Origin of the sequence: Streptomyces sp. NPDC046985 (assembly GCF_040644415.1) — a bacterium.
GTDB lineage: Bacteria > Actinomycetota > Actinomycetes > Streptomycetales > Streptomycetaceae > Streptomyces.
On the sequence record NZ_JBEYWK010000014.1, the window covers coordinates 95,481 to 115,764 of the forward strand.

15 protein-coding genes and 2 pseudogenes are annotated in these 20,284 nt (G+C 73.8%); 7 read left to right on the top strand and 10 right to left on the bottom strand.

Features of this window, described 5'->3' with window-relative positions:
• The first annotated feature begins 308 nt into the window (after positions 1-308).
• A complete protein-coding gene (locus tag ABZ861_RS19475; protein WP_361631659.1) occupies positions 309-1,172 on the top strand; it encodes an aminoglycoside phosphotransferase family protein in 864 nt (287 codons plus the stop codon).
• A 192-nt stretch (positions 1,173-1,364) separates the two neighbouring features.
• On the opposite strand, the gene ABZ861_RS19480 is transcribed toward ABZ861_RS19475, so the two are convergent.
• A complete protein-coding gene (locus ABZ861_RS19480; RefSeq protein ID WP_361631661.1) occupies positions 1,365-2,078 on the bottom strand; it encodes an exonuclease domain-containing protein in 714 nt (237 codons plus the stop codon).
• Between the two features lie 212 nt (positions 2,079-2,290).
• Complete coding sequence (locus ABZ861_RS19485) at positions 2,291-3,550, bottom strand: SAV2148 family HEPN domain-containing protein (protein ID WP_361631663.1); 1,260 nt, start codon at positions 3,548-3,550, stop codon at positions 2,291-2,293.
• Between the two features lie 518 nt (positions 3,551-4,068).
• On the opposite strand from ABZ861_RS19485, the gene glgX reads away from it, so the two are divergent.
• The 3 genes from glgX to ABZ861_RS19500 all read left to right on the top strand — a co-directional run bounded on the left by glgX (position 4,069) and on the right by ABZ861_RS19500 (position 10,173).
• Positions 4,069-6,189, top strand: coding sequence for a glycogen debranching protein GlgX (glgX, locus tag ABZ861_RS19490; RefSeq protein WP_361631665.1), 2,121 nt, complete (start codon positions 4,069-4,071; stop codon positions 6,187-6,189).
• Positions 6,190-6,361: 172 nt separating this feature from the next.
• Positions 6,362-8,725, top strand: coding sequence for a malto-oligosyltrehalose synthase (gene treY, locus ABZ861_RS19495; RefSeq protein WP_361631667.1), 2,364 nt, complete (start codon positions 6,362-6,364; stop codon positions 8,723-8,725).
• A gap of 197 nt (positions 8,726-8,922) precedes the next feature.
• Positions 8,923-10,173 (top strand): M14 family zinc carboxypeptidase, encoded by a 1,251-nt coding sequence (locus tag ABZ861_RS19500; protein WP_361631669.1) that lies wholly within the window; start codon positions 8,923-8,925, stop codon positions 10,171-10,173.
• A 121-nt stretch (positions 10,174-10,294) separates the two neighbouring features.
• On the opposite strand, the gene ABZ861_RS19505 is transcribed toward ABZ861_RS19500, so the two are convergent.
• Entirely contained in the window at positions 10,295-10,735 is a 441-nt protein-coding gene (locus ABZ861_RS19505; protein ID WP_361631671.1) for an SSI family serine proteinase inhibitor, read from the bottom strand.
• A gap of 83 nt (positions 10,736-10,818) precedes the next feature.
• Complete coding sequence (locus tag ABZ861_RS19510; RefSeq protein ID WP_361631673.1) at positions 10,819-11,370, bottom strand: DUF1707 and FHA domain-containing protein; 552 nt, start codon at positions 11,368-11,370, stop codon at positions 10,819-10,821.
• Positions 11,371-11,545: 175 nt separating this feature from the next.
• Here ABZ861_RS19510 and treZ point away from each other — a divergent pair, with 175 nt between their 5' ends.
• Entirely contained in the window at positions 11,546-13,300 is a 1,755-nt protein-coding gene (treZ, locus tag ABZ861_RS19515) for a malto-oligosyltrehalose trehalohydrolase (protein ID WP_361631675.1), read from the top strand.
• A 70-nt stretch (positions 13,301-13,370) separates the two neighbouring features.
• Here treZ and ABZ861_RS19520 read toward each other — a convergent pair whose 3' ends face one another.
• From ABZ861_RS19520 to cyc2, 3 genes are all read right to left on the bottom strand, one after another.
• Positions 13,371-13,586 (bottom strand): hypothetical protein, encoded by a 216-nt coding sequence (locus tag ABZ861_RS19520; protein ID WP_361631677.1) that lies wholly within the window; start codon positions 13,584-13,586, stop codon positions 13,371-13,373.
• 45 nt (positions 13,587-13,631) lie between these two features.
• The gene (locus ABZ861_RS19525) at positions 13,632-14,759 is read right to left on the bottom strand and encodes an aminopeptidase P family protein (protein WP_361631679.1); all 1,128 of its coding nucleotides are present in this window, start codon (positions 14,757-14,759) and stop codon (positions 13,632-13,634) included.
• Positions 14,760-14,881: 122 nt separating this feature from the next.
• On the bottom strand, positions 14,882-17,104 hold the full coding sequence (gene cyc2, locus ABZ861_RS19530; RefSeq protein ID WP_361631681.1) for a germacradienol/geosmin synthase Cyc2: 2,223 nt from the start codon (positions 17,102-17,104) through the stop codon (positions 14,882-14,884).
• Between the two features lie 309 nt (positions 17,105-17,413).
• Between cyc2 and ABZ861_RS19535 the strand changes: the two genes are divergently transcribed.
• A complete protein-coding gene (locus ABZ861_RS19535) occupies positions 17,414-18,307 on the top strand; it encodes an META domain-containing protein (protein ID WP_361631683.1) in 894 nt (297 codons plus the stop codon).
• Positions 18,308-18,408: 101 nt separating this feature from the next.
• On the opposite strand, the pseudogene ABZ861_RS19540 reads toward ABZ861_RS19535, so the two are convergent.
• Positions 18,409-18,711 (bottom strand): annotated as a pseudogene (locus ABZ861_RS19540) (ARMT1-like domain-containing protein); the annotation flags it as partial.
• Between ABZ861_RS19540 and ABZ861_RS19545 the strand changes: the two are divergent.
• A pseudogene (locus tag ABZ861_RS19545) lies at positions 18,638-18,925 on the top strand (Tn3 family transposase); the annotation flags it as partial. The pseudogenes ABZ861_RS19540 and ABZ861_RS19545 sit on opposite strands and share 74 nt — an antisense overlap.
• 69 nt (positions 18,926-18,994) lie before the next feature.
• Here the strand turns inward: ABZ861_RS19545 and ABZ861_RS19550 are convergent.
• Entirely contained in the window at positions 18,995-19,762 is a 768-nt protein-coding gene (locus ABZ861_RS19550) for an SDR family oxidoreductase (RefSeq protein ID WP_361631685.1), read from the bottom strand.
• Positions 19,763-19,815: 53 nt separating this feature from the next.
• Positions 19,816-20,271: a lipocalin-like domain-containing protein gene (locus ABZ861_RS19555; protein ID WP_361631687.1), complete on the bottom strand. Its 456-nt coding sequence runs from the start codon at positions 20,269-20,271 to the stop codon at positions 19,816-19,818.
• Positions 20,272-20,284: the final 13 nt, after the last annotated feature.

Genomic DNA, 20,284 nt, shown 5'->3' on the forward strand with positions numbered 1-20,284 from the left:
GTCTCGGCGTTGTTCCCGAGTCCGCCGGTCTGCGACTGCCCGAGCGCGGCGGGCAGTTCGGCCTCGATCTGGTCGGCCGCCCGCGTGTCCCGCCCTCTTGGGCCATCGCGGCCTGGACGTCGTGGAGCCGCCGGGCTGCCTCGGGGTCGTGCAGCACAGCAGGGCGGGGCGGCGGCCCGCGGCGTCTCGGCCCCGGCCGCCGCCCCCCGCCGGGCGCGATGGAAGACTGGGCGGCGAACCGATCACACGCGGACAGCGGATGACGGACAGCGGACAGCAGACGGCAGACAGCGGCACGGAGGCGGACGATGGACGAGGCGCGGGCGCGGGACGTGCTGGCCGCGGCGGGCGTGCTGCCCGGTCCGGCGGCCGACGCGCGACTGCTCGCGCTGGGCGAGAACGCCGTGTTCGCCGCCGGCGGCCTCGTCGTCAAGGTGGGCCGCGACGCCGAACTCCTGGACCGGGCGCGGCGCGAACTGCGGATCGCGCGGTGGCTGGCCGAGGCCGGCGTCCCCGCGGTGCGCGCCGCCGAGCCCGAGCCGCTGCTGGCAGCGGGGCACCCGGTGACCGTCTGGCATCGGCTGCCCGACCCGGTGCGGGACGCCGAACCGGGGGATCTGGCGGAGCTGCTGCGGACCGTCCACGCGCTGCCCGCTCCCAGCTTCGCGCTGCCGCCGCGGGATCTGCTGGGCGGTGTGGAGCGCTGGCTGCGGCTGGCGGGCGACGCGATCGACCCGGCGGACGCGGCCTGTCTGCGCGAGCGGCGCGACGGCTTCGCCCCGGCCGCCGCCGCGCTCGCCCCGCACCTGCCGCCGGGGCCGATCCACGGCGACGCGCTGCCGCGCAACGTGCACGTCGGTCCGGACGGCCCGGTCCTGGTCGACCTGGAGACCTTCTCCGCGGACCTGCGCGAGCACGACCTGGTGGTCATGGCCCTGTCCCGGGACCGCTACGGACTGCCCGCCCAGGCGTACGACTCCTTCACCGCGGCATACGGCTGGGACGTACGGGAGTGGGCGGGCTGCCCGGTGCTGCGCGGCGCCCGGGAGACGGCCAGTTGCGCCTGGGTCGCCCAGCACGCGCCCGGCAACCCCCGTGCCCTGGCCGAGTTCGAACGCCGGGTGGCGTCCCTGCGGGACGGCGACGAGACGGTGCGCTGGCGCTCCTTCTGAGCCGAGCGCGCACGCCCCCGCGCGGACGCGCCCCAGTGCGCACGCCCCCGCCCGCGCGGGACCGCGCTCGGGAGCATGGCGCGGTCGTCCGAGGTCAACGCGCCTCCCTGGCAGGAGACCAGGAGAGCCGGGGACCCGGAGACGGAGACGCGCGACCGGTCCGTCCGGCGCTGCGCGGCCGCGCCCGGCCGGTCATCGGCTCCGCGGGATGACCGGCCACGCCGTCTCGACGGCCGCCGTCGGGTTCGTGGTGCGGCGCAGATACGCCTCCAGGGAGGCCGACTGCGCGGCGGCCGCGCGGACCTGGAGGTCGTGCAGCTCCGTCAACGGCATCGCCCCCACGGGCTGGTGCCGCTCGCCCATGCGCCGCACCACACGGGCGGCGGCCACCGCGTCCGCCGTCGCGTCGTGCGCGTCGTCGAGCGGCACGCCGTAGTGCGCGCACAGCGCGTGCAGGGCGCGCTTGCCCTTGCGGTACTTGTCCACGTGCTTGTCGATCACCAGGGGGTCGATGACCGGCGAGGGCGCCACGCCCAGGCGCTCGCCGAGGGAGTCCCGCCCGTGGCGCCGGCATTCGCGGTCCAGCAGCGACAGGTCGTAGCGCGCGTTCATCACGACCAGCGGCGTCCCCGAGCGCAGCACCTCGGCGACCGCCTGGGTGATGTCCTCGACGGCGGACGAGGCCGAGGCGCCGTGCTCGCGGGCGTGGCGGGTGGAGATGCCGTGGATCGCCGACGCCTGTTCGGGTATCGCCACCCCGGGGTCGAGCAGCCACGTGCGCTCCGCCGAGACCGCGCCGGTCGGCTCCAGCCGCACGACGGCCGCGGTGACGATGCGGTCGCTCTCCACGTCCGTCCCCGTGGTCTCCAGGTCGAAGGCCGCCAGGGGCCCGGTGATCCAGCTCATCGCGCGGCCCCCGTCCCCGCGCGGGCCGGAACCCGGCGCGGCGCTGTCGGATGAGTCGAATGGAACGTCTCCCGGCGCCGGCCCATGGCGGCCCCCCTTCTCGTGGTGCTCTCCCCCGATGGCCACCACCCTCGCACGCGGCACTGACAATCCGGGGACCACGGGCCATCCGGGGACCACGGGCCCCCCAGAGCAAGCCGCTTAACGGCGTTTCACGACACAGGGCGCGAATCCGCCCACATCGCCTCGAACTCCTCGCGGTAGACGGAGAAGAGGCCGCCCTCGTCCCCGTGGTCCGACCGGTCGGACTTGACGACCTTGCCGCCGCTGCGGCTTCCGTTGCGCAGCACGAGCACCGGCGCCTCCATGCCCCGGCTGCGCCGCAGGTAGGACTGCACGACCCCGACGCCGTCGGAGCCGTCGCCGTCCACCAGGTAGGCGGTGACGCGCGGCGTCTCGTCGTAGACCTGGATCTCGAAGGCGCCCGGGTCGCGCAGCCGGGCGCGCACCCGGCGCATGTGCAGGATGTTCATCTCCACCGACCGGCTCAGCTCGCCCCGCTTGAGGCCGAGTTCGCGCTCGCGCCGCTTCACCGCGCTGGAGGCGGGGTTGAGGAACAGCAGCCGCACCCGGCAGCCGGACTCGGCCAGCCGCACCAGCCGCCGCCCGGAGAAGTTCTGCACCAGCAGGTTGAGCCCGATGCCGAAGGTGTCCAGGCGGCGGGCGCCGCCGAAGATGTCCTCGGCCGGGAACTGGCGCAGCAGCCGCACCCGGTCGGAGTGCACGGCGACCACGTCCGCGTACCGGTCGCCGACCAGGTCCTCCACCGCGTCGACGGGCAGCCGCCGGGCGGAGGGCACGTCGCCGCCGGTGCCGAGCGTCTCCAGCAGGCGGGCGGAGGCCCGTTCGGCCTGGGCGAGCACCGCCTCGGACAGGGCGCGGTTGCGGGAGACGACGTTGCGCGTCACCTCCAGCTCGTCCAGGGCCAGTTCGACGTCCCGGCGCTCGTCGAGGTAGGGCTCGAAGCAGGGCCAGTGCTGCACCACCAGCTCGCGCAGTTGCGGCAGGGTGAGGAAGCTGACGACGTTGTCGTCGGCCGGGTCGAGGAGGTAGCCCTTGCGGCGGCTGACCTCGCGGACGGCGACGGCGCGCTGCACCCACTCCTGTCCGGCCGGGCCTGCGGCGGCGACCACCCAGTCGTCGCCGTGGACGGGCTCGTAGACGGGGCGCAGCACGGCGGCCACCACCGCGCGCAGCCGCTGCTCGACAAGGTTCAGCCAGATGTAGGCCCGGCCGGCCCGCTGGGCGCGCGTGCGCACCTCGCGCCACGCGTCGGCGTCCCAGTCCAGCTCCGGCCCGATGGCGCCCGAGCCCATCGGCCGGGCCAGGGACACCGCGCCGGGTGGGGTCTCTGTGGAGTTCCCCTCGTGACCCTCGTCACCAGGGGGCAGCTCCAGCCCTCCCGAGCCCACCCGCGCACCGCCTTCCGCTCCCCCGAGCTCTCCCCGTCTCAACGATCAAGGAAGGGTACTCCGGGAGCGGTCCGCGGTGCAGCCGGATGGACAGCTCCTTTTCCCAACTTCCCCAGGACGTATGACCGTTCCCCTTCGTGCCGGTGCGCCCCGTGAGCGGATTCATAGCGCCGAGGGGGTCCGGAGGGCGGGAAGTGCGCCGCGCACAGGGCGACTTCGGCCAGGTGACCGGCATCGGGGGGGCGCGCGACGCGGCCCCGCGCCGTCCGCGCACCGGCGGGTGAGGCCGGGTCGGGCCGGCCGCTCGGGCGCCGCCTGCGCCCGGCGCCCCGCGGGCCGCTTCCCGGCCGCCCGCGCGTCCCGTCCGGGTGAGCGGCGCCGCCGCGGCGGCACGGGCAGTGATCGCGGAGCCGATCGCGGGGTATGAGGGACGTAGGTCACTCGCCGTTCCCACGCTTTCGGGGAGACTCGGAACCAGGCGCCACCCGCGGCGCCGCACACCTGAAAGAGTCGTATCCATGCAGGTCTGGCCTGGAGAGGCGTATCCGCTCGGCGCCACGTATGACGGCGCCGGCACGAACTTCGCGGTCTTCACCGAAGCCGCGGACCGAGTAGAGCTGTGTCTGCTGGAGGACGACGGCTCGGAGACGGCGGTGGAACTGCGGGAGAGCGACGCTTTCGTGCGGCACGCGTACGTGCCGGGCGTGATGCCGGGGCAGCGGTACGGGTTCCGGGTGCACGGACCGTACGCGCCGGAGCACGGACTGCGCTGCAACTCCGCGAAGCTGCTGCTCGACCCCTACGCGCGCGCGATCAGCGGCGCGGTCCGGTGGGGCGAGGAGGTGTACGGCTACCACTTCGACGACCCCGGCCGGCGCAACGACCTGGACTCGGCGCCGCACACGATGACGTCGGTCGTGGTCAACCCGTACTTCGACTGGGGCGACGACCGGCGGCCGCGGCACGGCTACCACGAGACGGTGATCTACGAAGCCCACGTCAAGGGCCTCACCATGCGGCACCCGGGGCTGCCCGAGGAGCTGCGCGGAACCTACGCGGCTCTCGCCCACCCGGCGATCATCGAACACCTGACCGAGCTGGGCGTCACGGCGCTGGAGATGATGCCCGTCCACCAGTTCGTGAACGACCACCGCCTGGTGGACATGGGCCTCAACAACTACTGGGGCTACAACACGATCGGCTTCTTCGCGCCGCACAACGCGTACGCCTCCTGGGGCGACCGCGGCCAGCAGGTGCTGGAGTTCAAGTCGGCGGTGCGGGCGCTGCACGAGGCGGGCATCGAGGTGATCCTCGACGTGGTCTACAACCACACCGCCGAGGGCAACCACCTGGGGCCGACGCTGTCCTTCAAGGGCATCGACAACCCGCGCTACTACCGGCTCACCGAAGACCCGCACTACTACATGGACACCACGGGCACCGGGAACTCCCTGCTCATGCGGTCCCCGCACGTGCTCCAGCTCATCATGGACTCGCTGCGCTACTGGGTCACCGAGATGCACGTCGACGGCTTCCGCTTCGACCTCGCGGCCACCCTGGCGCGGCAGTTCCACGAGGTGGACCGGCTGTCGTCGTTCTTCGACCTGGTGCAGCAGGACCCGGTGGTCTCCCAGGTCAAGCTGATCGCCGAGCCCTGGGACGTGGGCGAGGGCGGCTACCAGGTGGGCAACTTCCCGCCGCTGTGGACCGAGTGGAACGGCAAGTACCGCGACACCGTGCGGGACCTGTGGCGGGGCGAGCCGCGGGCCATGGCGGAGTTCGCCTCGCGGCTCACCGGCTCCTCCGACCTCTACCAGGACGACGGCCGCCGCCCGCTGGCGTCGATCAACTTCGTGACCTGCCACGACGGCTTCACCCTGCACGACCTCGTGGCCTACAACGACAAGCACAACGACGCCAACGGCGAGGAGAACCGGGACGGCGAGAGCCACAACCGCTCCTGGAACTGCGGCGCCGAGGGAGAGACCGAGGACCCCGAGGTGCTCGGCCTGCGGGCCCGGCAGATGCGGAACTTCATCGCCACGCTGATGCTGTCCCAGGGCGTGCCCATGATCAGCCACGGCGACGAGTTCGCCCGTACGCAGGACGGCAACAACAACGCCTACTGCCAGGACAACGAGGTGTCCTGGGTGCGCTGGCCGGAGTCCCCCGGCGAGCAGGGCGCCGAGCTGCTGGACTTCGTCCGGGCGATGGCCGCGCTGCGCAAGGAGCACCCGGTGCTGCGCCGGCGCCGGTTCTTCCACGGGCGGCCGGTGGAGGGCGCCCACCACGAGCTGTCGGACATCGCCTGGTTCACGCCGGAGGGCAAGGAGATGACCCAGCAGGACTGGGACTCGGCGCAGGCCTCCGCGCTGACCGTGTTCCTCAACGGCAACGCGATCTCGGAGCCGGGCCAGCGCGGCGAGCGGATCAGCGACGACTCGTTCCTGCTGATGTTCAACGCCTCGCCGGAGCCGCTGGACTTCGTGGCGCCGGTCAACCACGGGCCCGAGTGGGAGGTGGTCGTCGACACCGCGCGCGCCGAGCCGGTCACGCCGGGCGACGGCCCCGAGGTGCGAGCCGGCGACCGGCTCACCCTCGCGGACCACAGCCTGACGGTGCTCCGGCGCCCGACGTAGCCGGATCGCGCGTCCGCCGGTCCGTTCACCCGACGAGGTGAACGGACCGCCGTGTCCACGGGCGCGGACGGGCCTGGGACGAGGTCCGGCCGCCGCCCCGCGGAGGCCGGCGCGCGGGCGGGGCGGACCCGCCGGTGACAGGAAAGCCCCCCGGGCGGGTACGTAGCACTGCATGACACCCGAGCGCCCCGAACCCGTCGTGCCCACCGCCACCTACCGGCTCCAGCTCCAGCCCGACTTCCCCTTCGCGGCAGCCGAGGCGGCCGTGCCGTACCTGGCGTCGCTCGGCCTCTCGCACCTGCACCTGTCGCCCGTCCTGGAGGCGGTCCCGGGTTCGGCGCACGGCTACGACGTCGTCGACCCCGCGCGGGTGCGCGAGGAGCTGGGCGGCGAGGAGGGCCTGCGGGCGCTGGCCGCCACCGCCCGCGAGCACGGGCTCGGCCTGATCGTGGACATCGTGCCGAACCACATGGCCATGTCGCCCCGGCACAACCGAGCCCTGTGGGAGGTGCTGCGCGAGGGCCCGCACTCGCCGTACGCGCGCTGGTTCGACGTCGACTGGGAGGCGCAGGGCGGCAAGATGCTGCTGCCGGTGCTCGGCGGACCGCTCGGCAAGGAGATCGACCAGCTCAAAGCGGACGGCGACGTCCTGCGCTACTACGACCACGTCTTCCCGCTGCGCGCGGGCACCGAGACGCTGCCGCTGCCGCGGCTGTTCGACGCGCAGTGGTACCGGCCGGCGTGGTGGCGCCTGGCCCGCACCGAGCTGAACTACCGGCGCTTCTTCAGCATCTCGGAGCTGATCGGAGTGCGGGTGGAGGATCCCGAGGTGTTCGAGGCGACCCACGCCAAGATCCTCCAGCTCCTGCGCGAGGGCGTGATCGACGGGCTGCGCGTCGACCACCCCGACGGCCTGTCCGACCCCGACGCCTACCTCGCCCAGTTGCACGAGGCGACCGGCGGCCGCTGGACGGTGGTGGAGAAGATCCTCTCCGACGACGAGCGCCTGCCGCCGTCCTGGCCGGTCGCCGGCACCACCGGCTACGACGCCCTGCGGCACGTCGACGGCCTGTTCGCCGACCCCGGCGGGGCCGCCGAGCTGACCGAGCGGTACCGGGGCTTCGCCGCGCCGCAGACCGACCGGGGCGGCGACTGGGCGGCCACCGTGCGCCGGGCCGCCTACCAGGTGATCACCCACGAACTGGCCGCCGAGACGGAGCGGCTGACCCGCGTGGCGAGCCGCCTGAGCGGCGCCGCGCCGGACCCCGCCCTGCGCGACCGCGCCCCCTGGGCGCTGCGCACCGCGCTCCAGGAACTGCTGGTCCGCATGGAGGTGTACCGCCCCTACACGTCCGTCGACCCGGCCACGGTGCTCACCGAGGAGGCCGCCGAGGAGGCCCGGCTCGCCTTCTCGGTGCCCGAGGAGGGCGAGGCGGTGGACGCCGTGCGGGGCCTGCTGCTGGCCTCCGGCGACGGACCGGAGGCGGAGGAGCTGCGCAGCCGGTTCGCGCAGGCCGCCTCCGCGCTGCGCGCCAAGTCCGTGGAGGACACCGCGTACTACCGGTACGTGCCGCTGCTGTCGGCCAACGAGGTCGGCGGCGACCCCGGGCGTCCGGCCGTGTCCCTGGAGGACTTCCACGCCTACTGCGCCCGCCTCCAGCGCGACTGGCCGGTCAGCGGGACCGTCGTGTCCACCCACGACACCAAGCGCAGCGCGGACGTGCGGGCGGCGCTGGCCGTGCTCACCGAGTGCCCCGCGCGCTGGTCGCGGGCGCTGGCGGAGGCGAGCGAGGCCGCGCCGCCCGCACCGGACGCGCAACTGGCGTGGGCCGCCTGGCAGACGGTGTTCGGGCTCGGCCCGGCGGACGGCGAGCGGGTGCGGCAGGCGCTGCTGAAGCACGTGCGCGAGGCCGGCCTCTACACGACCTGGACCGAGCAGGAGGCGCCGTACGAGGAGGCGGTGGAGCGCTTCGTCGCCGAGGGCCCGTGCGGCGCCCCGGGCGAGCGGCTGGCCGCGCTGCGCGCCGAGCTGGCGCCGCACATCCAGGCGAACGTGCTGGGCGCCGCGCTGGTGCATCTGACCATGCCGGGCGTGCCCGACGTGTACCAGGGCACGGAGGCCGAGTACCGGGCGCTGGTGGACCCGGACAACCGGGCGCGCGCGGACTTCCCGCCCGCCTCCCCGGGCGACAAGGGCGCGGTGACGGCGGCGGCGCTGCGGCTGCGCTCGCGGCGGCCGGAGGCGTTCGGCCGCGCGGCGTCGTACGCCCCGCTGCACGCCGAGGGGCCCGCGGCGGCCCACTGCGCGGCGTTCGCGCGCTCGGGAGAGACGGTCACGGCGGTGACCCGGCTGTCGCTGCGGCTGGCCGAGGAGGGCGGCTGGCGCGACACGCTGCTGCCGCTGCCCGCGGGCCGATGGGCCGACGCCCTCGCACCCGACCGGGTGTTCGAGGGACGGGTCCCGCTGGCGAAGCTGCTCGCACACCTTCCGGTGGCGCTGCTGGAGCGGGTGCAGGAGCCGTCCGAGCAGGCGTGAGGGCGCGGGGGCGCTAGGTCTCCGGGGGGGGGCGCGGGGTCTCCCGGGGGGCGCGTACGCCCGAACGCCGGGCGGGCGCGGGAACGCGCGGGGCGCCCGCCCCAGCGAGTGCGCGGCGCCCGTCCCGGGCGTTCTTGACAGGCGTCTGTGTCCGTGGGGTACTGCGGAAGGCGAAGCCGGGCGGGACGATTACGGGGGTGAGTCCGCTGCCGGAGCCGCGCTACCCGAGTGTCCCCGAACTGGTGGCCGCCGCTCGCGCGCTGGCCGCGGGCCGGCCGGGTCTGTGCGTGCTGGAGCAGGTGGGCGCCTCGCGGGCGGGCAGGCCGCTGCACCTGCTGTCGGTCGGACACGCCCGGCGTGCCGTCCTGGTGGTGTCGGGCGCCCACGCCAACGAGCCCACCGGGGGCCCCGCCCTGCTCTCCCTGGCCCGCCGGGTCCTGGACGAACCGGGGCTGCGGGCCGACGCCTCCTGGCACTTCCTGCTGTGCGCCGACCCGGACGGGGCGAGCCTGCACGAGACACCGGCCCCGCGCAGCCTGCTCGACTACCACCTGGGGTTCTTCCGGCCCGCCGGAGCGGAGCAGCCCGAATGGTCGCCGTCCGTGCTGCCGCCCGAGCTGCTGCCGCCCGAGACGCGCACCCTGTGCGCGGTGATCGACGCGCTGTGCCCCTACCTCCAGGTGACCCTGCACGGCACGGAGCTGGGCGGGAGCTGGGTGCAGCTCACCCGGGACGTGCCCGGTCTCGCCGAGCCGTTCGGCAAGTCGGCGGCGGAGCTGCACATCCCGGTGGAGCGGGGCGCGTGCGACGCGGCGGGCTGGGCCGTCTCCGGGCCGGGGGTGCGGGTGATGCCCGCGCCCGGCGCGGGCGTCGCGTACCCGAGCCTGCCCGACGACGCGCGGCACAGCACCTGGTACCGCGCGCACCGCCACGGGGGGCTGACCGCGATCGTGGAGGTGCCGATGTGGGCGAGCGACGTCGTCGACGATCCCGCCCCGCACCCTGATCCGGCGGCGGCGATGCGGCGGCTGGCGTCCCGGCTGCTGCACGACGCCGGGCAGGTGGAGCAGGTGCTCGCGGACGCGCTGCCCCGGCTGCCGGACGCCGACGGACCGCTGCTGCGGGCGGCCACGTGGGGGCTCGGGCTGGCGCCGGGCCTCGCGGCGGACTGGGTGCACCTGCCGCCCGCGGACACCACGATGGCCTACGTCGGGAGTGTGGACGCCTTCGGCCGCCGACTGCCGCTGCGGGCGGCGGCGATGCTGCTACGGGTGCTGCGCGAGGCCGGCGACCCCGGTGCGGCGGGCCTGAGACGCCTGGTGGCGGCGTGGAGCGAGGCGTTCTCCGACAGCTTCCGCGCCCGCTGGGTCCCGATGCGGCATCAGGTGGAGCACCAGGCCCGCACCGTCCTGGCCGCCGCACACCACGCGCACGAGCTGACAGCGTGACGAACCCGACAGGGAGCGCCCCGAAAGGGAGCGCCTCGACGGGAAGCGGGCCGACGACGCGGGCGGGGAGCGGGCCCGCGGCCCGCTCGCCCCGCCGCCGGCCCGGCCGCCGGGCCCGGCCTCACGCGTCCAGAGTGAACACGTCTCCCGTCTGGGCCTGCATCACGCAGTCGTTGGCGAAGGTCTCCGAGTAGTTGACCACGCGTCCCTCCCACTGGCCGCGCGCCTGGGCGGTGACCGGCATGTACACCATCGGGCAGATCATGTGCTTGCGGGGGATGGCGCGGATGTCGCCGTCCACGGCGGTCAGATCGGCGCAGGCCTCCTTGGCGTAGTCGTAACCCCGGGGCGGGTCGCACTGGAGCAGGGCGCCCTGGATGCCGCCGAGGCCGCTCTCGCCGCGCGCGACCGTGACGTAGAGCCAGCCCGACTGCTTGGCCCGCACGTGCGGCCGGGGGGCCGCCTGCGCGGCCTGGACGGGGAGCGCGCCCGCCAGGAGGAGGGCCGCCGTCGCGGTGGCGGCGCGGCGCACCCGGGCGGTCGTCTTGCTGAAGTGGGTCATGGCGCATGTATCGGCACAGCGACCCGGATTCTTACCTCAGCTCACTCGAACGGGTGGTCGCGCCCCGGCCGGCGGAGTGCGACTCAGCCCTCGGCCAGCCGGAAGGACATCTGCCCGAATCCGATCCGGTCGCCCTCGCGCACGACGGCCGACCCGATGACGCGCCGCCCGTTGACGGTCGTGCCGTTGGTCGAGCCGAGGTCGCGCAGGATCCACGCGCCGCCGTACGACCGCAGTTCGGCGTGCACCCGGGAGACCGTCTCGTGGTTCAGCCGGAGCCCGTTGGCCGGGTCGCGCCCTATGCGCAGCGGGTGGTCGCCCGCGGGGTGCGGCAGCAGCAGCTTGGGCAGCCGCTCCGCCTGCCAGGCACCGCGCAGCCGCACGAAGAAGCCGGAGACCGCCTCCACGGCGCCGAACACCAGGCGGGCCGGACGGCTCTGCGCGGTCAGGTCGGCGGTGAGCGCGGTCAGTTCGGCGGGGCCGCGGGCGGTCAGCACCAGCTCCATGCGCCGCAGAAAGGTCTCGTGCGACAGGCGGCCCGCCGCGACGCCCTCGCGCAGCACCTTGAGCGCCTTGTCGCGCTCGGCGTCGGACAGCCGCGCGGGGGAGATGGGGAACTCAAGGGACGACGTCACGCTGGTGATTGTCGGGCAGCGGCGTTCCGCTGTCCAGAAACCGCCTGAATCCGGTCGTCGGCGCCGGCCGTCGCGCGACACCCGCCGCAAAACGGCGGATTCACAGGCGGTTTGATCTCTTGTGGAGGACGATGGGGGCACTACCTCACGGTGAGCAGACGAAGGGGAACCGTCCGTGCAGTTCGAGGTGTGGGCACCGCAGGCCGGCCGAGTGACGCTCCAGTGCGACGGCGCGGACAGCGCGCTGGAGCGCGATCCGGAGCGCGCGGGCTGGTGGACCGGAGAGGCACAAGCGCAGGACGGCTCGCGCTACGGGTTCGCGCTGGACGGCGGCCCGGTGCTGCCCGACCCGCGCTCCCGGCGGCAGCCGGACGGCCCGGACGGGCTGAGCGCCGTCGTCGACCACGCGCGCCACCCGTGGCGCACCGCCGACTGGGCCGGGCGCCCGCTGCCCGGAGCGGTGGTGTACGAGCTGCACGTGGGCACGTACACGCCCGAGGGCACCTTCGACGCGGCCGCGGAGCGGCTGCGGCATCTGGTGGAACTGGGCGTCACCCACGTGGAGTTGATGCCGGTGTGCCCCTTCCCCGGTCGGCACGGCTGGGGGTACGAGGGCGTCTCGCTGTGGGCGGTGCACGAGCCGTACGGCGGTCCGGAGGGGCTGAAGCGGTTCGTCGACCGGGCGCACGAACTGGGGCTCGCCGTGCTGCTGGACGTGGTGCACAACCACCTCGGCCCCTCGGGCAACTACCTGCCGCAGTTCGGCCCGTACTTCACGGACACCCACCACACGCCGTGGGGCTCCGCGGTCAACCTGGACGCGCCCGGCTCGGACGAGGTGCGCGACTTCCTGACCGGCAGCGCGCTGGCCTGGCTGCGCGACTACCGGATCGACGGGCTGCGCCTGGACGCGGTGCACGCGCTGGTGGACACGCGGGCGTACCACTTCCTGGAGGAGCTGTCCACGGCGGTGGACGCGCTCGCCGCCGAACTGGGCCGCCCGCTGCCCCTGATCGCCGAGTCGGACCTGAACGACCCCCGGCTGATCACTCCGCGCCCGGAGGGCGGCCTCGGCCTGCACGCCCAGTGGAACGACGACTTCCACCACGCGCTGCACACCGCCCTCACCGGCGAACGCCAGGGCTACTACGCCGACTTCGGGCAGGCGCCGCTCGCGGCCGTCGCCAAGACGCTCAGCGGCGGCTACTTCCACGACGGGACCTACTCCAGCTTCCGGGGCCGCCGCCACGGCCGCCCGCTGGAGCGCGCCCGGGTGGCCGGGCACCGGCTGCTCGGCTACACCCAGACCCACGACCAGGTGGGCAACCGGGCCCAGGGGGACCGTCTGTCGACGCTGCTGGCGGACTCCCCCGGCCTGCTGGCGTGCGCGGCCGCCCTGACCCTGACCGCGCCGTTCACGCCGATGCTGTTCATGGGCGAGGAGTGGGCGGCGGGCACGCCGTGGCAGTTCTTCACCGACCACACCGACCCCGAGCTGGCGGAGGCGGTGCGCACGGGCAGGCGGCGGGAGTTCGCCGAGCACGGCTGGGCGGAGGAGGACGTGCCCGATCCGCAGGACCCGGCCACGCGGGACCGCTCCTGCCTGGACTGGTCCGAGCCCGAGCGGGCGCCCCACGCGCGCCTGCTGGACTGGTACCGGCGGCTGATCGCGCTGCGGCGCGAGCAGCCGGACCTCACCGACCCCGACCTCGCCGACACGAAGGTCGCCTTCGACGAGGACGCCCGCTGGATCGCCTTCCGGCGCGGTGACGTACGGGTGGCGGTCAACCTCGGCAAGGAGCCGGCGGCCATTCCGCTGGGCGGACGTCCAGCGCGGGTGCTGGCCGCGTGGGCGCCGGTGGAGGCGCCGGGCGAGGACGGGATGCTGCGCCTGCCCGGTCACTCGTGCGTGGTGCTGACCCAGAGCTGAGAGCCCGGCGCCCAGGTCCCGGACCTGCGGCGCCCGCCTCATCCGTCGCCTGCGCCCAGGTCAGGCCAGGTCAGGCATGCGACACCCCGCCGCGGTCCTCGCCTGCGCTGAGGTCACGGGCATGCGGCGCCCCGCCGCAGTCCTCGCGCTCGCCGTCTCCATCGCTCCCGCCGCCCTCGGCGACGGGCCGGACGTCGGGGCCGGCGTCCGTGTCCGCGGGCTGCCCGAGCAGCGTGCGGACCAGTTCGCGGACGGCGTCCGCGGTGGGGGCGGGCGGCTGATTCATCGTCGCGCCGTGTCGTCGCGGGTGCGGAGGGGGCGGCCGGGCCGGTCAGTCCACCAGGACCATCTCGCGGGTGGTGTCGTTGAGGCGGCGGCCCCCGTCCTCGGTGACGGCGACGATGTCCTCGATGCGCACCCCGAAGCGGCCGGGGAGGTAGACGCCGGGCTCCACGGAGAAGCACATGCCGGGGACCAGGGGCTGCTCCTCCCCCTCGATCATGTACGGCGGCTCGTGCGTGGTGACGCCGATGCCGTGGCCGGTGCGGTGGATGAAGTACGCGCCGTACCCGGCGCCGGCGATCACCGCGCGGGCGGCCCGGTCGACGTCCTGGCAGGCCGCGCCGGGGCGGACCGCGCGGAAGCCCGCCTCCTGCGCCTCGCGCACGACGTCGTGCACCCGGCGCTCCTCCTCGGTCGGCTCGCCGACGTGCACGGTGCGGGAGGTGTCGGAGCCGTAGCCGTCCTTCAGGCCGCCGAAGTCCAGGACGACCATGTCGCCGCGCTCGATGACGCGGTCGCCCGTCTCGTGGTGCGGGTCGGCGCCGTTGGGTCCCGAGCCGACGATGGTGAAGTCGACCTGGGAGTGCCCGAAGCGGCGCAGCAGCCCGGCGAGGTCGGCGCCGACCTCCCGTTCGCGGCGCCCGGCGAAGCGGACCGTGCGGATCTCCTCGAACGCGCGGTCGGCGGCGGCGCCCGCGGCCGCCAGGAGGTCCAGTTCGGCCGCGTCCTTGACCGCGCGCAGCATGGGCAGCGCCTCGGTGAGGGAGGCGTAGGAGGCGCCGGGCAGCGTCTGCTGGAGGCCCAGCAGGTGCATGGCCCAGGCGTTGTCGCTGATGCCGAACCGGCCTCCGGCGTCGAGCAGCGCGGCGGTGAGGGCGTAGGGGTCCTTGCCGTCGGTCCAGTCCCGCAGGGCGAGGGCCGGGGCGCCGACGGCCCGTGCGGCGTCCGGGGCCTCCAGCAGGGGGACGACGAGCACGGGGTCCTGCCCGGGGGTCAGGACCAGCATCGTGAGCCGTTCGGTGTCGGCGGGGGGCGTGTAGCCGGTCAGCCACACCATGTCCGGGCCCGGGGCCACCAGGAGTCCGGCCAGTCCGGCGTCGGCGGCCGCCCGCACGGCGCGGACCATCCGGGCCCGGTAGTCGTCGGCGGTGAAGGGCGCTGGCGCGGTGCCGGTCATTCCGGGCCTCCGTGTGCGGCGAACGGGCGACGGTGAGGGACTACGGGCAGCATCCTGCCCGCACGCGCGGGGCCGCGCCAGCCGGTCGCCCGCCGCACCGGCCGCACGGGCACGCCCTGGCGTCAGCCGGTCGGCAGGACGGGAACCGGCGGGACGGGATCCGGCAGTACGGGAACCGGCAGGACTGCGGCGGGCAGGACGGGGACCGGCAGGCGGTCCGGGAGGAAGGCGTGGGTCCGGCTCGCCAGCCACTCGGCCTTGTAACGGTCGACCGACCGGTGCCAGTGGAGGATGCCGGACATCCAGTTCTGAAGGTCCCGGACGTATGCCTCCATGATCGCGCGCGCCTCCTGGGACAGCTCGAAGTCGTCGCACACGAGGGGCAGTTCATGGGCGACGACGTGCTCGAACTGGCGCATGCGCTGGTTCGCCAGATCCTGCACGACGCTCAGCGCGGCCGGGTAGTCGATGCCGAAGAAGTGCTGCACGACGAGGATCGCGTTGTGGATCTCGCCCTCGTACTCGATCTCCTTCTGGTAGGAGAAGACGTCGTTGAGCAGGCAGGCGTAGTCGACGGCTGCGTTCTCCAGGGAGCGGACCGGGCCGCTGCGGTAGACCTCGGGCGGGATGGCCGGGCCATGGCCCATCCGGCACATGCTCAGGGTGAGGTCGGCGCCGAAGGTGGCGCGGCGCATCTCCAGGTAGTCGACGGGGTCGGGGACGCGGTTGTGCACCTGGTTGGTCAGCTCCCACACCCAGCTCTCGGTCATGACGTCCACCGAGCGTCGCAGCGTGCGCCGCTGGTCGGGGGTCATGTAGGCGGTGGTGCGCGCCCACAGGTCGGTCAGGGCGCGCTCCATGGCGTCGGCCGGGACGAGCGCCTCCTCTCCTTCGACGGGCATGCAGGCCGAGAGCCGGGCCGTGGTCAGCTTCGCGGCGGCCAGGTCGCGGCGGCAGCCGTAGACCAGCGGGTAGTAGTCGTCGCCGTAGGTGCCGAAGGCGAGCCACTGCGCGCTGAGGTCGAGGGCCTCGGGGGCGGCGTCCGGGTCCAGGCCGGCGGAGCACAGCGCGAGGTCGTAGGCGGCGAGTTTGTCCTCGTCCCACACGCCCTCGGCCAGGATGCCGGTGCGGTGGCACCAGTCGCGCAGCGCGCGGCGGGCGCCGTCCAGGTGCGGGCTCAGCTCCAGCGGGTAGGGCATGCGCAGGTCGGGGATGCGGGAGGGGCCCACCTTCTGGAACGGGACGTGCGTGTACGCGCGCAGGCGCTCGGCGCCGGCCGCGGCGAGCAGGGCGCGCACGTCGGCGGCCCCGGCGCCGGGGCCGCTCGGGCGCTCCCAGGGGCTGGTGGGGCGCGCCCGCCGGTTCATGTACCGGCTGGAGCGCAGGTGCCATTCGTGGCCGCCGGCCTGCCAGTCCTGGAGGCCCTTGGCGTACGCGGCGACCGCCGCCGTCTGGTCCGGGGTGAGCCCGTGCTCCAGGGCCAGCGCGGGGACCTCGGTGAGCGCGGTGTGCTCGAACTGGTGCAGCCGGGAGGTGAGGACGTCGTTGACGGCGTCGGCGGCCTCCTGGGCGGTGCAGCCGAAGAACGTCTCCAGGACGAGCACCCCGTTGCTCAGCTCGCCCTCCTCCTCCACCTCCCGCTGGTAGGAGAACAGGTCGTTGCGCAGGTGCACGGCGTCGGAGAAGGTCTCCATGAGCACCCGCAGCGGCCGGGAGCGGGCCACGGAGGCGGGCGCCTCGGCGGTGGCGTACTCCACCAGTCCGGCCGACCAGGGGGCGCCGCCGACCTTGCGGCGCATCTCGATGTACTCGACGGGGTTGGCGACCCGTCCCTCGTTGATGTTCGACAGCTCCCACAGGGACTCGTTGAGCAGGTGCTCGGTGGCCTCCGCGAAGCGCCGCCGCCACGGCGCCGACATCGACGGCACCGTACGCGCCCACAGGTCGGCGAGGCCAGCCTCCACCGGGTTGTGCGGCTCGGGGACGGGGGCGCCGAGGTCGGGGGGCATGAACAGCGGCAGCCGGTCCAGGTACGCCTTGCCCCCGGCCCGGTCCTGGCTGCGCTTGAAGGTCTCCAGGAAGTGGTCGTCGAAGAAGAAGACCCACACGTACCAGTCGGTGACGAGGGACAGTGCGGGCCCGTCGCAGTCGGGGTGGGTGTAGGCGCAGAGCAGTCCGTAGTCGTGCGCGTCCAGGTCGGACCGCTCCCAGATCCCGGACCCTTCCAGCATGCCCATGTCGCGGGCCCAGCGCGTCGAGTGCGCGCGGGCCTCCTCGACGTGCGGGTTGAGCCGCGCGGGATACGGCAGGTAGAAGTGCGGGAGTTCGAAGGGCTGCTGCGTCATGGCCGGGCTCTACCCGGGACGCTCCGGCGGCATCCTCCGCCGCACGGCCGATCACACCATCGCGTGAACCGGCGCGGAAACGGCCCGTGAGCAGCGCAGGGGCACCCAGGGGCGACGCCCCGGGCCCGCCAGGCCGCCAGGCCGGCTCATGGGGTTCTCGCCCAGGACATAGCGGATGCGCCGGCCGCGTTGACCAGCTCGTCCGGGTTCGTCTCGGGCGAGTACGGGGGCGGGAAGCGCTCCCCTTCTCTCCCCAGGTGCGGCCGGCGACCACACAACCCGGCGGGGGGCCCGGCTGTCTGTCATTTCATGTTCACCACTGTCGAACGCGGCCGGTCCGTCGGCGCGACCGCGGGCCTCCTGCTCGCCGTCCTGTTCCTCCTGACGGCGTGCACGCCGTCGGCCCCGGCGCCAGGCACGTCCTCCTCCACCCGGACGGCGTCGCCCACGCCTCAAGGTCCCGGCGGTTACGGCGGGTTGCTGCTCGGGGCACGCTGGTACGTGCAGTGGGTCACCGTCGGCGGACGGACGACCACCGCGCCGTCCCACGCCGCCGCCTGGGTCGACTTCGGCTACGACGGCGCCGTCAAGGGCGATGACGGCTGCATCTCCTTCGACGCGCCCGCCCACCTCACCGCGGCGACGCTCACCGTGGGGCGCGCGACCGAGGGGACGCCCCCGGCGCGGCCTTGCCCCGCGGCGCGCCTCGCCTTCCAGAAGAAGCTGCGCAAGCTCTTCGCGGGGACGCTCACCCTTGCCCGCCGCGTCGACGACCTGACGATGGACCTGAGGAACAGCCGGGGCGACTACGTCGCGGTGAAACTGCTGTGGCCCAAGGGGCTGTTCGGCGCCCGGTGGCGACTGGACCACTGGATCGTGGGCGACTCCATCGCGCCGCCCCCCGACAGCGAGATCTCCTACGTCTTCCACCCGGAGGGCAGCGTCACCGTCGAGACCGCATGCGACGACCTCACCGGCAGGGCCGACTTCGACGGCGACACGCTCTCCCTGTACCCGCTCGCTCAGACCACCCACCGCACCTGTTCGCCCCGCCGTATGGAGTCGGAGCGCGCCCTGCTGAAGAGCGACAAGAGCCCGCGTGTGATGCGGTACAGCGCCGAGACCCGCTTCTTCGAAGCTGTCGACGAGTCCCAAGGCCTGGACTACTTCGGGTACGCCTGGACGAGGGAGCCCGCCCGGTAGCCGTCACGGGCGGGCGGGCGGATCCCGGGTCCAGGGTCACCGCGGCGCCGCCGGTGACCGTTGGAGCGGCGGCCCCCAGGAGACGGGCAGGCGCCCCGTCCTCACCCTCCGGCCACCTGGAGCACCGCGTGAGCGCCGCCGGTGCGCCAGCGCGGCCCCTCCGCCGCCTCCAGGGCCGCCTCGGTGCGGGCGTCCAGGCCGGTGACCACGTCGGACTTCAGGATGCGCAGGGCGGCGACCGGCCCGGGGAAGTACGCGGTGGTCTCCGCGAACGGCGTGGTGGCGGGCCAGGCCCGGTCGCCGACCAGGCGCCGGTAGTTCAGGTCGCCCTTGAACAGGGTCAGGGCGCCGGCGGCGAACTCCTCGCGCAGGTCGCCGGGCATCTCGGCGTACGGCAGCAAGGCGATCCGGAGGACGATCCACGCGGCGAAGTACTTGTCGGACGAGAGCTACCGGCGCAAGATCGCCCGGCAGCTCAACAAGGGCGAGTCCCTGCACGCCCTGCGCCGCCATCTGCACTACGCCCGCGAGGGCAAGGTCACCCGCCGTCAGCCCGAGCAGCAGAACGAGCAGGCATGGCGCCTGACCGTCACGACGAACGCGGTCGTGTGCTGGCACACCGAGCACTCTGAAGGTGTCGGCGCTACCGGCGGCGCCCCCTGCTGCAACAGGATTTTCCGTCGTGTGTCACTGCGCGGTCTTCGAGCCGCCGTCGATGGGGATGGTCTGCCCGGTGATGGACTTGGCGCTGTCGGAGGCGAGGAAGAGCGCCAGTGCCGCGATGTCGTCGGGGTCGGTGAAGTGTTTGAGGGACTGAATGCTCAGGGCGTCGACGGTGACGTCTGGCAGGCTGCGTCCGCTGGCGTCGGCCCGGCCCTGCAGGACCCGCTGGATGCGGTCGCCGGCGACTGCGCCGGGGGCGATGGCGTTGACGCGGATGCCGTCGTCCCCGAGTTCGATGGCGAGGGTCTCGGTGAGGGCGATCAGTCCGCGTTTGGTGGTCGCGTAGGGGCTGCGGTTTGGGTAGCCGTAGCGTCCGCCGACGGAGGACATGATCAGTAGGACGCCAGAGTCGGACTTCTTCAGGAAGGGGATGGAGAGCCGGGTGACGTTGAAGGTGCCGGTGAGATTGACGGCCAGCACCTTCTCCCACTGATCAGGGTCCATCTCTTCCACTGGTGCGGTGGGACCGGAGACGCCTGCGTTGTTGACCAGTACGTCGATGCCGCCGAGGGTGTGGGCAGCGGCCTCGACGAAGGTCTCGACGGCGGGCCTGTCGGACACGTCGCAGACTGTTGCGGTGATCATCGGATCGGCTTCGGTGATCTGTTCGAGGGACCGTTCATCGATGTCGCAGATGTGTACCCGGTCGCCGTTGGCCGCGAAGGCTCTGGCCGTCGCGAGTCCGATGCCGGCGGCTCCTGCCGTCACGACGACTCGTCGTCCAGTGTTCATGAGGGTTCCCTCCTCGGGTCGTAGCGGCCGCGCTGCCCGGTTGCCGCGGGGGGTCAGTTGGGTTCCGCCCGGCGCCAGGTGAGGGCCGAGTTGACGGTCTGGCCGCTAGACGTGATGGGGGATGCGGTGCTCAGGCGCAGCGTGTCGCCGTCGAGTTGCACCACACGTGGTTGCGTCTGGCCGGTCCAGTTAGGGAACAGGGAGACGAACATGGAGTGGGTGAGGGTCTGCTTCTCCTCGTCGACGTGGAACGGTCCCGAGTAGGCGATATAGGAGGTCGCTTCCGCCGTGTATTCCTCGGTCGTGCCGTCGAACCAGTCCCCGGAGGCGAAGCCGGGACGGTCGGGTCTGGACAGTTGCGCGGACATGTACCCGTCGGGGGTGTACATGATGATGCCTTGCGGCTTCCGGCCCAGCGGCTCGAACGGCTCGGAACCGTCCACGGGGATCTCCTGGTACGACACCAGCTTCCAGGCGCCGATCAGCCGTTTGCGCAGACCCTCAGCCATCACTGCCTCCGTC